At 52.8% G+C, this 13,504-nt stretch carries 9 protein-coding genes; 6 read left to right on the top strand and 3 right to left on the bottom strand.

Annotation, left to right across the window (positions count from 1 at the left end; genetic code table 11):
* The first annotated feature begins 5 nt into the window (after window positions 1–5).
* From C7120_RS05015 to C7120_RS04995, 5 genes are all read left to right on the top strand, one after another.
* On the top strand, window positions 6–1,166 hold the full coding sequence (locus tag C7120_RS05015) for a 1-deoxy-D-xylulose-5-phosphate reductoisomerase (RefSeq protein WP_107620609.1): 1,161 nt from the start codon (window positions 6–8) through the stop codon (window positions 1,164–1,166).
* A 20-nt stretch (window positions 1,167–1,186) separates the two neighbouring features.
* Window positions 1,187–2,578, top strand: a complete 1,392-nt coding sequence (gene rseP / locus C7120_RS05010) for an RIP metalloprotease RseP (protein WP_107620608.1) — start codon at window positions 1,187–1,189, stop codon at window positions 2,576–2,578.
* A 53-nt stretch (window positions 2,579–2,631) separates the two neighbouring features.
* Complete coding sequence (gene trpS / locus C7120_RS05005) at window positions 2,632–3,720, top strand: tryptophan--tRNA ligase (protein WP_107621397.1); 1,089 nt, start codon at window positions 2,632–2,634, stop codon at window positions 3,718–3,720.
* A gap of 134 nt (window positions 3,721–3,854) precedes the next feature.
* Window positions 3,855–4,823, top strand: a complete 969-nt coding sequence (locus C7120_RS05000) for a transporter (RefSeq protein ID WP_107620607.1) — start codon at window positions 3,855–3,857, stop codon at window positions 4,821–4,823.
* Window positions 4,824–5,019: 196 nt separating this feature from the next.
* The gene (locus C7120_RS04995; protein ID WP_107620606.1) at window positions 5,020–6,183 is read left to right on the top strand and encodes an FN3 domain-containing metallophosphoesterase family protein; all 1,164 of its coding nucleotides are present in this window, start codon (window positions 5,020–5,022) and stop codon (window positions 6,181–6,183) included.
* A 55-nt stretch (window positions 6,184–6,238) separates the two neighbouring features.
* On the opposite strand, the gene C7120_RS04990 is transcribed toward C7120_RS04995, so the two are convergent.
* Together C7120_RS04990 and C7120_RS04985 are read right to left on the bottom strand one after the other, a co-directional pair.
* The gene (locus tag C7120_RS04990; RefSeq protein WP_107620605.1) at window positions 6,239–8,428 is read right to left on the bottom strand and encodes a glutamine synthetase III; all 2,190 of its coding nucleotides are present in this window, start codon (window positions 8,426–8,428) and stop codon (window positions 6,239–6,241) included.
* Between the two features lie 186 nt (window positions 8,429–8,614).
* Entirely contained in the window at window positions 8,615–11,758 is a 3,144-nt protein-coding gene (locus C7120_RS04985) for a glycoside hydrolase family 2 TIM barrel-domain containing protein (RefSeq protein WP_107620604.1), read from the bottom strand.
* Window positions 11,759–11,845: 87 nt separating this feature from the next.
* Here C7120_RS04985 and C7120_RS04980 point away from each other — a divergent pair, with 87 nt between their 5' ends.
* Complete coding sequence (locus tag C7120_RS04980) at window positions 11,846–12,841, top strand: YqiA/YcfP family alpha/beta fold hydrolase (RefSeq protein ID WP_107620603.1); 996 nt, start codon at window positions 11,846–11,848, stop codon at window positions 12,839–12,841.
* A gap of 126 nt (window positions 12,842–12,967) precedes the next feature.
* On the opposite strand, the gene C7120_RS04975 is transcribed toward C7120_RS04980, so the two are convergent.
* On the bottom strand, window positions 12,968–13,435 hold the full coding sequence (locus tag C7120_RS04975) for a nucleoside deaminase (protein WP_107620602.1): 468 nt from the start codon (window positions 13,433–13,435) through the stop codon (window positions 12,968–12,970).
* Window positions 13,436–13,504: the final 69 nt, after the last annotated feature.

Genomic DNA, 13,504 nt, shown 5'->3' with positions numbered 1-13,504 from the left:
AAAGAATGAAGAAACAAATTTGCATACTCGGGAGCACCGGATCGATAGGCACTCAGGCCCTCGATGTCATCCAGCAGCACCCTGACCTGTATGAGGTTTATGCCCTCACCGCCAATAACCGGGTCCAAGAGCTGGCCGAACAGGCACGCAAGTTCCATCCCGCAGCCGTGGTCATCGCCAATGAGGATCACTATAAGGAACTCTCGGAACTGCTTTCCGACCAATCAGACATAAAGGTCTATGCCGGAAAGGAGGCCCTCTGCCAGATTGTAGAGGCCGACCCGGTCGACATGGTGCTTACGGCCTTGGTCGGATTTGCCGGACTTGCTCCCACGATTCACGCCATCAAGGCACGCAAGAAGATATGTCTGGCCAACAAGGAAACCCTTGTAGTGGCAGGAGAACTCATCCGCAACCTGGCAACACAATATCACGCGCCCATCCTGCCCGTAGATTCCGAACACAGCGCCATCTTCCAATGCCTCGTAGGCGAGGACGAGAACGAGATAGACAAGATACTGCTCACCTGTTCCGGAGGCCCCTTCAGGCTGTTCGACGACGAACAGCTAAAGAACGTAACGGCGGCAGACGCCCTCAGGCATCCTACCTGGGAGATGGGCGCGAAGATCACCATCGATTCCGCATCGCTGATGAACAAAGGGTTTGAGGTGATTGAAGCCAAGTGGCTCTTCGGTGTCCCGGCTGACAAGATACAGGTACTGGTGCATCCACAGAGCATCATTCACAGTGCCGTACAATTCACCGACGGCTCGGTAAAGGCACAGCTTGGAGTGCCGGACATGCGCCTGCCTATTCAGTATGCCTTTTCCTTCCCCAAGAGACTGCCGCTTAACGGAGAACGCCTCAACCTCTTCAAGCACCAGCTCGAGTTCTTCGAGCCCGACCTTGAGAAGTTCCAGTGCCTCGCATTGGCCTTCGAGGCCATCAGGAGGAGCGGCAACATGCCGTGCATAGTGAACGCGGCAAACGAAATTGCAAACGAAGGCTTCCGCCATGGCAGATGTTCCTTCCTGGGGATGGGGCGGATTATCGAGCAGACCATGGCCAAGGCCACTTTCGACGCCAGTCCCGACTATGAGGTCTATGTGCAGACAGATGCCGAGGCGCGACATATAGCGAGAGAATTAATGAATAACTATAAATAAAGTAAAAGCCACTATAACAAATGGAAGTTTTTTTGATCAGACTGCTTCAGTTCCTACTGGCAATCTCCTTATTGGTGCTCCTCCACGAGGGCGGACACATGTTTTTCTCCAAGCTCTTTGGTGTAAGGGTCGAGAAATTCTTCATGTTCTTTGACATCGGAATCGGCAAATGGAATGGTAGCTTGTTCCATTTCAAGCCCAAAAACAGTGATACTGAATACGGAATAGGCTGGCTCCCACTGGGGGGATACTGTAAAATAGCCGGCATGATAGACGAGAGTTTTGACACCGAACAAATGAAAAAGCCTGCCGAACCTTGGGAATTCCGCTCCAAACCCACATGGCAACGACTGCTCATCATGATTGGCGGCGTGCTCGTCAACTTCCTCCTTGCCCTCTTCATCTACTCCATGGTACTCTTCCATTGGGGTGAAAGCTACATCCAGGTTAAGGATATGAGCATGGGAATGAAGTTTAACAGCGAGGCAAAGGCCTTGGGCTTCAAGGACGGCGATATCCTCCTGGGTACGGATCAGCGTGAATTCAAGGACTTCAATGCCGACCTCTACAGGGATTTGGCATCCGCAAAGCGTGCCGACATCCTGCGCGGCGGCAGAAAGATGAGCCTCAGTTTGCCGGGCGACCTGAATCTCCTCGGCATGCTGAAGGTTACCCCACAATTCGCCCGCCCTTACATTCCGGCAGACATAGACAGCGTAATACCCGGCTCTCCTGCCGCAAAATTAGGCATGAGAAAAGGCGACAAGCTGCTTGCCTTTGGTGGCAAGAGCATCTCGTCTTGGAACGAATTCCAGGACGAGGTGGGACGGCTGAAGGATGCCCTGACCGCCGCCGAGACCCATAAGGACAGCCTTGCCATCCGCACGACATCCGTTGTCTTCCAACACAAAGGCTCGGCCACGGCCGACTCCGCAAGCATCATGCTCACGCCCGACTTGACGATGGGCATACAGATGACCACCATCTACAGCTACTACAAGCCCATCCAGAAGGACTACGGCTTCTTCGAGAGCTTCCCGGCCGGCATTAAATACGGAGTACATGTACTCGGTGGCTATGTCAGCGACCTGCAGTATGTCTTCTCGGCCGACGGCGCAAAGTCGCTCGGAGGCTTCGGATCCATTGGCAGTCTCTTTCCTCCCACATGGGATTGGCACATGTTCTGGCTCATGACAGCCTTCCTCAGCATCATCCTCGCCTTCATGAACATCCTCCCTATCCCGGCCCTCGACGGCGGCCATGTGCTCTTTTTGCTCTACGAGATGATAACGGGGCGCAAGCCATCGGAAACCTTCATGATCCGTGCTGAGTATATCGGCATCAGCATCTTGATCCTGCTCATGGTGGTGGCGAACCTCAATGATATATTAAGGTGGATTGGTGTCATGTAAAAACAAAGACAAAAACGATTCAAAACAAAAACAAGAAAAGACATAAAAAGAAAATGGGAAAAATCATTTTGACAGGTGATCGTCCTACCGGGAAGCTCCATCTGGGACACTATGTTGGCTCTCTCCGTCGCCGGGTGCAGCTTCAAGACAAGGGAGACTATGACCGCATGTTCGTATTCATGGCCGATGTGCAGGCCCTCACCGATAATGCCGACGACCCAGAGAAGATTCGCCAGAACATGGTCGAGGTAGCCCTTGACTACCTTGCTGCCGGTCTTGATCCCGACAAATGCACACTCTATGTACAAAGCCAGATACCTGAACTTGCCGAGCTCACCACTTATCTGATGAACCTCGTCAGCGTATCGCGCGTACAGCGCAATCCAACGGTAAAGACCGAAATCAAGATGCGCAACTTCGAGGGCAACATCCCGCTGGGATTTTTCTGCTACCCCGTCTCCCAGGCGGCCGACATCGCGGCCTTCAAAGCTACCACCGTACCTGCCGGGGAAGATCAGGAACCCATGCTGGAACTGACCCGTGAACTCGTGCGCCGCTTCAATCAGATATACGCGGAAGTGCTCGTAGAGCCCAATATCATGCTCCCCGAAAACGCTACCGCCCGTCGTCTGCCAGGCACCGACGGCAAGGAAAAGATGAGCAAGAGCCTCGGCAACTGCATCTATCTGAGCGATGATGCCGACACCGTATGGCAGAAAGTGCGCTCCATGTATACCGACCCGACCCACATCAATGTCAGCGATCCCGGTCATCTGGAAGGAAACGCAGTATTTACCTACCTTGACGCTTTCTCGACCGACCAAGACTTTGCCGACTTCTGGCCCGATTTCCAGAACCTCGAAGAACTGAAGGCTGCCTATACGGCCGGCGGCATCGGCGACATGAAGTGCAAAAAGCTCCTGAACAATGTCATCAACCGCATGCTCGACCCCATCCGCGAGCGTCGCCGCCAATATGAGCAGGATATCCCCGAGATATTCAATATCCTCAAGAAAGGCTCCGAGGCAGCCCGCGAAGCGGCAGCCAAGACCATGGACGAGGTGCGCGCAGCCATGCGCATCAATTACTTCGACGACGAGGAACTCATATGCCAGCAGGCTGAGAAGTTCAAGAAAAAGTAAGACAATAGTAACTCACGGAGAGCAAAAGAGGGTTGCCAAGACTTTGGGAATCCCTCTTTTGCTCTCTTTTTTTATATCCTTTTGCTCCGCAATTACCGATATTTTCGTATCTTTGTCATGAAAATCTTCACCGCATGACAGCATTTATCCGATTTCTGAAAGACTGGACCCTCCCTGTCGCCATGCTCTCAGGAAGCCTCATCTACCTCCTCTTTGCCTTCACGCCGGCCCTTGACGGTGCCGCCACATTCCTCGCCCCCGTCTGCGACCAGATACTGCCACTCTTCATGTTCCTCATCCTCTTCGTTACATTCTGCAAGGTCGACTTCAAGAAACTCGCCCCCGTGCAGTGGCATCTGTGGATAGGCGTGCAGCAAGTGGCCTTCGTGGCCCTACTCGTAGCCCTGATTTTATGGTTCAGGATGTCGGGCTACACCCTGATCCTGATGGAGGCCGTCCTCACCTGCATCATCGGCCCGTGTGCCGCGGCGGCTCCCGTGGTAACCTCAAAGCTAGGCGGAAATCTCGAGGAAATGACCACCTACACCTTCCTCTCGAACTTCATCACGGCACTGCTCATCCCCGTCTGCTTCCCGATGATTGACAAAGCAGCCGACATATCGTTCGCGGCGGCCTTCCTCAAGATACTCAACCAAGTCTGCATCGTGCTCCTCCTGCCGATGCTTCTGGCCTTCATCGTGAAGCACACGATGCATCGGTTCCACAAATGGGTAACCGGCGTGAAAGACCTGAGCTACTACCTCTGGGGATGCTCGCTGATGCTCGTAACGGGAACCACGGTGAAGAACATCGTACATGCCGACTCGCCCGTCGGCTTCCTGCTCCTCATTGCTGGACTGGCACTCATGCTCTGCATCGTCCAGTTCGCCACCGGGCGCTTCATCGGGCATTATTTCGAGGCCACCGTAGAGGCTGGGCAGGCCCTCGGACAGAAAAACACGGCCTTCGCGATATGGATAGCCTACACCTATCTGAACCCTCTCTCCTCGGTAGGCCCCGGCTGCTATATCCTCTGGCAGAACATCATCAACTCCGTAGAAATATGGAGAGAGAGGAGGAAAGGTAACCTGCACGCTTCCTGAAGGCCGCCGGCAACTCGACAAAATCGGCGATTTCGTGCGACGATTTCGGCGATTTTGTCGTACAATCTCGCCGGTTTTGTCAGACGGGGAGCCGACGGCAGGTTTCTGAGAGGAAGCCCTAATTTTTCCAAAACGATATTTGGGGGATTCAAAAATAATGCGTACTTTTGCACCATAATTCTAAAACCATCAGATAATGAAGAAGAACACCTTATTCATCCTATTGCTCTGCCTGATGCAGATGACTGCTGCCAAGGCTATCAAAATCGTCCACGGCCCTTATCTCCAAGATGTGGGAGAGACCGAGGCCACCCTGGTGTGGCTCTCAGACTCCACCTCCATAGGCTGGGTGGAGCTGTTTCCCGACGACGGCTCGAATGCCTATCTCCGGACCCGGCCACGCTATTACGACACCACGATAGGCATCAAGCGCGAGGGCAGGATACACTCCGTAACGGTGAAAGGCCTCAAGCCCGGCACGAGCTATCGGTATCGCGTATTCGCCCAGCAGGTGCTCTCCCATAAGGGAATCCGCGTCCATTACGGCGATATAGTGGCAACCGAGGCCTACAATGTGGCTCTCCCGAAGTTCACCACCCTCGACACATCAAAGCCGGAAACCTCATTCCTCGTCGTGAACGACATCCACCAGCGCAACGAACTGCTCTCCAAGCTGCTCTCCATGGGGAAAGTCAAGTCGAGAGACATCGTGTTCTTCAATGGCGACATGCTCAATATCTTCGACAGCGAGGCAAAGTTCTTCAGAAGTTTCATGGATACCGCCGTCAAGGAATTTGCCACCGACATCCCGCTTTACTATGTGAGAGGCAACCACGAGACCCGTGGCCAGTGGGCCGATAGGTTCCACGACTATGTATGCCCGCGGAAGCCAAACATCTATTATGCCTTCCAGCAAGGACCCGTCTACTTCATCTGCCTGGACACGGGAGAAGACAAGCCCGACACGGACTGGGAGTATAGCGGCATTACCGACTACGACAATTACCGCACGGAACAGGCGGAATGGCTGAAAGGCATCGTCAGGAGCGATGAATTCAAGAAGGCCCGGTTCCGCGTCGTGTTAGGGCACATTCCGCCTTTCGATAACCAAGGGCCCGTCTGGCACGGGGCTCAGGAGGTCAGCGACAAGTTTATCCCCATCCTTAACAATAGCGGAATCGACCTCATGATTTGCGGACATAACCATCAATATGGATACCGCGACAAGATGAAAGGCTGCGATTTCCCCATCATCGTCAACTCAAACAACGGGGTGCTAACCGCAAATACGCACGGCGACAAGCTCCATGTGAAGGTGCAGGAGGCAGATGGAACGGTGAACCTGGAAAAGGACTATTAACTATAATCCCCTTGCCGGCCTGCCGGCAAGGGGATTATAGCATCCATGCGAGCCGCTACCGGATGAACAGGAGCTCGCGATACTTCGGCAGCGTCCAAAGCTCGTCGCTCACCAGCAGCTCCAACTTGTCTATCTGATAGCGAATCGGATGGAACTTGGATTCCACCGTGTCGTGGTAGGCTATCGCCTTCTCGCGCTCCGTCTCGATCCTGTTGGCCACCTTGCGGGCGCTCACCAGCTCCTCCACTCCCTTCTCTATGGCGGCGGTACGCTCGGCTATCTCCCTAACGATCTTGATGTTCCGCTCGCTCAGTCGCTTGCCTTCCTCCGTGCCGAAAATGGCTATCATGTTCTGGATATTCTTCGCCAACTGGCTCTGATAATGAGTAGCCACGGGGATGATGTGATTCATGCAGAGGTCGCCCAGCACCCGGGCTTCTATCTGGATCTTCTTGGTATAAGTCTCCCACTTTACCTCGTTGCGTGCCTCAAGCTCGTTGCGCCTCATCACACCGAGGCTCTGAAACATATTGACGCTGGCCTCGTCGAGGTAACGATCAAAGATCAGCGGGCACGATTGCTCGGTGTCAAGACCACGGCGGGCAGCCTCCTCCAACCATTCTTCCGAATACCCGTTTCCGTCGAAATGAATGGGAGCGCAGGTCTTGATGTCCTCCCTGACGACTTCCAGGATGGCCGAGTATTTGTCTTCGCCTTTCGCGATGAGGACATCCACGCGCATCTTGAAGTCGGTCAGTGCCTCTGCGACCGCCGAATTCAAGGCTATCATGGCACTCGCACAGTTTGCCTCGGAGCCTACGGCACGGAATTCGAAGCGGTTACCGGTAAAAGCAAAGGGCGAAGTACGGTTTCTGTCGGTATTGTCCTGCATGATATCGGGAATCTCGGGAATATCAATCTCCACGCCCGTCTTGCCCTGAATGTTGAAGAGATCATTCTTATCGGCCTTCACGATGTGGTCGAGCAGCTCTGAAATCGTCTTCCCGAGGAAGGAGGAAATGATGGCCGGGGGAGCCTCGTTGGCGCCCAGGCGATGCGCATTCGTGGCACTCATGATGGAAGCTTTCAGCAGGCCATTATGCCTGTAGACGCCCATCAGGGTCTCTACGATGAACGCGACAAAGCGAAGATTATCCTCCGAAGTCTTGCCCGGGCTGTGAAGCAGTATGCCCGTATCAGTAAAAAGCGACCAGTTATTGTGCTTGCCTGAGCCATTGACGCCGTCAAACGGCTTCTCGTGAAGAAGCACTTGGAAGCCGTGCTTGCGTGCCACACGCTTCATAAGGCTCATCAAGAGCATATTGTGGTCGACCGCAAGGTTCATTTCCTCAAAGATCGGGGCGCACTCAAACTGGTTAGGAGCCACCTCGTTGTGCCGTGTCTTACAGGGAATTCCCAGTTCGAGGGCGCGTATCTCGAGGTCTTTCATGAAAGCCTGAACCCGCTCCGGGATGGTCCCGAAGTAGTGGTCGTCCATCTGCTGGTCTTTGGCCGAGCTGTGTCCCATCAATGTGCGCCCCGTAAGAAGCAGGTCCGGACGAGCGGCATAGAGATTCTCGTCAACAAGAAAGTACTCCTGTTCCCAGCCAAGGTTTGTCTTCACCTTCCTTACATCCGGATAGAAATAATGACAGACATCAGTGGCAGCCACATCCACGGCATGCAACGCACGGAGCAGAGGTGCCTTATAGTCGAGTGCCTCACCCGTATAAGAAATGAAAATAGTGGGAATACAAAGCGTGTCGTCTATGATAAAGACGGGCGACGTGGGATCCCAGGCCGAGTAACCACGGGCTTCGAAAGTGTTACGGATTCCTCCGGAAGGGAAGCTTGAGGCATCCGGCTCCTGCTGGACAAGCAGCTTTCCGGAGAACTCTTCTATCATTCCGCCCTTGCCGTCGTGCTCGACGAAGGCATCGTGCTTCTCTGCCGTACCCTCCGTGAGGGGCTGGAACCAATGGGTGTAATGGGTTACCCCGTTCTCCTGTGCCCACTGCTTCATTCCCGCCGCTACCGCATCGGCGATTGAGCGATCGAGCGTTGCGCCATTGTCAATGACATCCACCAGCTTGGAATAGATGTCCGCCGGAAGATACTTGTACATCTTCGCACGGTTGAAAACGAACTTCCCAAAGTATTCCGACGGCCTCTCACTGGGAGCCACGACCTTAACCGGCCTTTGCTTGAAAGCCGCCGTTACTGCTTCAAATCTCAAATTTGCCATGGTTTAAATAACATTATAAACTATATAACTAACGAATCAGACTTCTCGTCTTAACATTATATGGACGCAAAGATACTATATTTTTCTGATAAACCGAAGAAAAAGTAATGCTAAAGACGGCCTCCACCATCCTGTTTGCCGTAGCCAGGAAGATAGAAAGCCGTCTTCAGCTCAAGCGGATACCGCTTATTTCAATGGGATAATCCAAAAAGTGAAAGTGCGCTCCTTGAATTCCACCCGATAGGGGGGCAGAGCCTCGGCATCGGCACTCCAGCTATCGATGCCGCCAACGCCAGCCTGAACTTCGTCGATACAAAGCTCTGTGTACTTAGACTTCGGCACCTGCGACGAATGACGCTGATGTTTCACATCGCCCTCGTCCAGATCCTTGATGTCATAATGCAGTGCCGAAGCGGAGAAAGGCTTTTCCGCCACGACCTGGAAGCCGACACCCGCGGCGTCGGTCTGTTTCCACCAACGAATATCGGTCTTAGTTCCCGTCTCCTGCGGACGGACATACGGATGGAACATCTCATCTGCCGACTGCCTGTAGATGCCGATATTCTGGGAAGTGCAGCGATCGATATAGTTCTCTATCGGCCCGCGACCATAGAACTCGCTCTTGTCCATACCATAGGGAAGGTCGGCCACCATACCGAAGCGGAGCATGTTGCTGGCTTTCGCGCCAGCGTTCGGAACGAGGCGCTCCACCACCTTCAACTGTCCGTTGGCATAGATGCTATAGACCAGTGTCAGGCTTGCGCCCACTTCGGGCATATCATACCGGGCGGTAACTTCCGTCGTAGACTTACCTTTCGGGACAACCGTCAGCCCCTTCAGGTTCATCACCGGATTCCTCCAGGCTTTGTAGCGATTCTGCAGACCGGCTCCCATATCGTTGTCAGTAACAGCGCGCCAGAAATTCGGACGCAGACAACCACCCTCGCCGAGGAGGCTCTTCCCGTTCACGCTATAGGCAACCAGCAGTCCGCTCTGCCGGTTGAACGAGGCTGAGAAGCGCTCCCCCTTGACATCCAGAGTAGCGTCCTTTTTCTTGTCTGACACCTTCGGCTTCTTTGTCCAAGCCTGTTCCCCGAGGAATCCGTCGTCATTCAGCATCAGCGCACCGCTCTTATAGGGCTGGATGGCAAACTGCTGCTGGGCAACCTCATAACCCGAGGGGAGGAAAGGCTCCGCTTCCTTCACCTGAAACTCCACATTCAAGAGCACCTCCGCGTCAGGATTAAGACCGTTGAGCGTATAGGGAATAACGAGTTCGCGCGTCTGATGAGCCGCCACATTGATGTCTTCCACGACACCGCTCTTCACTGGTTTTCCATTTTCTAATATGCTCCATGCCAGTTTATAGTTGCTCAAGTCGCGGAAAAAGTTCTCGTTATACACCTTTATCTTGCCGCTCCGGAGGTCGACAGGGGTAACCCAGATGTTCTGATACTGATGCTTTACCTCGTAGGCATGAGGATGAAGCCCGCGGTCGGCAGTAATGAATCCGTTGCTGTTGAAGTTCTTGTCGTCGTTGTTATCCCAGTCGTTGTAATCGCCGGCATAGGTCAGAATCTTCACTCCATTCTTGTCTACGCCGTGCAGGGCTTGGTCCACGAAGTCCCATATGTAGCCTCCCTGGAACTTCGGATACTTTCGGACAAGGTCCCAATATTCCTTGAACCCGCCTTGCGAGTTACCCATTGCATGAGCATACTCACACATGATGAGTGGCTTCTGATCATCGGGCTTCGTGCTCTTGGCATATTTCTCACAACTTTCCGGCGACTGATACATCTCCGCATAGATATCAGTGTTGGCGCCTTTCAGGCCTCTCTCCCAGTGAATGGGACGAGAAGGATCGGTCTGGCGAATCCACTGATAGGCGGCCGTGAAGTTCGGTCCGTCGGCCGTCTCGTTGCCCATCGACCAGATGATGACGCTCGGATGATTGAAGAACGATTCCACATGATGCTGATTGCGCTCAAGAATCTGCTTACCGAACGACTTCCCGTAGCTGACGGCCTTTTCCCCATAGCCAAAGCCGTGGCTCTCCTGATTAGCTTCGGCACATACATAGAGACCGTATTCATCGCACAAATCATACCAACGGGGATCGTCAGCATAGTGGCAGGTGCGCACTGCGTTGATGTTCAACTGCTTCATCAGCTTTACATCCTGAACCATGCGATCATAGCTTACATTATATCCTTCGTCGGGATCCATCTCGTGCCGATTGGCTCCCTTGATGTAGATAGGCTGGCCATTTACGAGAAGTTGTGAGCCTTTGATCTCCACTTTGCGGAAGCCCACCTTCTGAGGAATCACCTCAACAACCTTTCCTCCAGACTTGACGGTTGCCAAAAGGGTGAAGAGATAGGGAATTTCGGCAGTCCATTTCTTCACGTTCCGAAGCGTAAAATGTATGTTCCCATAGCCGTGTTTCTTAAAATCGGCCGTACTCTTTGCCACTACAATTCCATTGGCGTTCAGCAGTTGGAAGTCTACGACAGGCTTCCCGCTCACCGCCACATTAACGTCAAGCGTGCCATCAGCATACCCGTTCGTCAAGTCGGGCGTTATCTTGATGTTGTCCAGATGGACTTTCGCATCGCGAGCAAATAAGTAACTCTCGCGTGCTACACCCGAAAGGCGCCAGAAGTCCTGGTCCTCGTGATAGGTGCCGTCGCTCCAACGGAAGGTTTGGAACGCCAACAGGTTCTCACCTTTCTTAATATAAGGGGTGATATCGAACTCTGCGGCCATCTTAGAATCTTCCGCATAGCCCACATAGCAGCCATTGACGAAGAGATAAATGTTACTCGTTACCGATCCGAAATGCGCTATCACCTGCTTGCCATCCCAGTCTGCCGGGATGGTAATGGTACGCCGGTAAGAGCCTACATGATTGTGTTCGTTGGGCACATAGGGAGGATTGTTCTTGAAATGTCCCTTCCATGCGAAGCCTACATTTACATAGACGGGGTCTCCATAGCCGTTCAACTCCCACATGCCCGGCACCTTAATGGTCTTCCACGATGAGTCGTCGAGATCGGTTTTGTAGAAATCCGTGGGACGCTGATCAGCATTTTCCACGAACTGAAACTTCCATACACCATCGAGAGAAAGGAAGTTAGAAGACTTCTCCTTCGCTCCCTTCAAAGCTTCGGATTCTGACTCATAGGCAAAGAAGTTGGTATGCAGCGGGAATCTGTTTACCTCGTTCACCTGCTGATCCTGCCACTCCGTCCATGTCGGACCGCCTCCCCTCTGTGCATGCGCATTCATCGCCAAGCACAAAGCCGCTAATAATACCTGCTTTTTCATCTTATCCGTATCTTTTTACGTTTTTAGTTTATCTGCGACAAAGATAAAAAAAAAATATTACTTTTGCAATATCAAGCGAAATAAGATATGGAAAATCAGTACATAAAACAGTTTCCCGACCTGATGAAAGACAAGAAAATCATGTATGTACACGGTTTCGGTTCCTCGGCGCAATCGGGAACGGTGAGGCGAATTGCCCTGACCTTCCCCCAAGCAAAGGTCATCGCCTACGACCTGCCACTGCATCCCGAGGAAGCCATGGCACTCCTTCGAGAAAAGACGGATGCTGAAAAACCTGACTTGATCATCGGGACCTCAATGGGAGGGATGTATGCCGAGATGCTCAGAGGCTATGACCGCATCCTCGTAAACCCTGCTTTCGAGATGGGAGAGACCATGGCCAGCCATGGCATGGTGGGCAAGCAGACCTTCCAGAATCCGCGGCAAGACGGCGTTCAAGAGTTCATCGTAACCAAGGCCTTGGTAAAGGAGTATAAGGAGATTACCTACCATTGCTTTCAGGACATCACTCCCGAGGAACAGGGGCACGTCTTCGGACTCTTCGGCGACAAGGATTCCGTTGTGAATACCTACGATTTGTTCCGCTCACACTATCCCCAAGCGATCCACTTCCATGGTGAGCACCGCATGACAGACGAGTCGTTTATGAATGGAGTGCTACCCGTCATTCGATGGATAGACGACCGTCAGGAGCAGCGAGAGCGCCCCATCGTCTACCTCGACCTTGACACGCTGCGAGACAACTACGGCAAAGACCGGCCAAGCATGCGGAAGACCTATCGGTCGCTGATAGAGAATTACAACGTCTACATCATCTCTCCGGCTCCCACAAACGAGCCGGAATTACTCCGAGAGGCCAGCGCATGGATTGAAGCATATCTCTCCACGCCGGCCTGGAACCATGTTGTTTACACTCAGCAACCCCGATTGCTCTATGGAGACTATAGGATTTCGAAGACGCCCGACGATGGATTCATGGGCACGAGCCTAGCTTTCGACAGCGATGAGTTCAAGACTTGGGAGGAGATTCTCACCTATTTTGAACGCTTAGGAGGGCAATAAGGCGCACTCGAAAGCATCCATGTACAGACGGGAGATGACTCCCTACCATATTACACACGGCTTGTAACACGATTACACACGGCTTGTAACATCGTTACACACCGTGTGTAATCTCCTAAAAAGCCATTAATACTCCGCCTTGTCGCCATCGGCCTCCCACATCTGGAACGCCTCTTTAGCCTCCTCAGACAGTAAGACCTCCATCTGCTTATGGCGTTCCTGGGGTTTCAAGGCGATCTCTTTATAGATGAAATCATCGTCGAAACCGATGCGGGCAGCATCCTTTCGGTCGTTGGCATAATAGATACGATCGAGATGAGCCCAGTAAATAGCACCCAGACACATGGGGCACGGTTCGCACGAAGTATAGATTTCGCAGCCCTCAAGATCGAAAGTGTCCAGCTTCTGGGTGGCCTTGCGAATGGCATTCACCTCTGCATGAGCAGTAGGATCGTGGTCGAGGGTAACGCTATTTGACGCCTCGGAGACGATCTCCCCATCCTTCACGATAACCGCGCCGAAAGGTCCGCCCCCCATTCGGACACTTTCCTCCGACAAGGCTATGGCCCTGCGCATGAAATCCTTTTTGTCCATAGTATCTTAATTTTCAACCACAAAGATAAGCATTTTCCGTATATTTTCGGTACATTTGCAATAATAAAG

Source organism: Prevotella sp. oral taxon 376 (genome assembly GCF_003043945.1).
GTDB lineage: Bacteria > Bacteroidota > Bacteroidia > Bacteroidales > Bacteroidaceae > Prevotella.
Note: the sequence above shows the minus strand (reverse complement) of the source record. Positions and strands in the feature narration are given on the sequence as shown.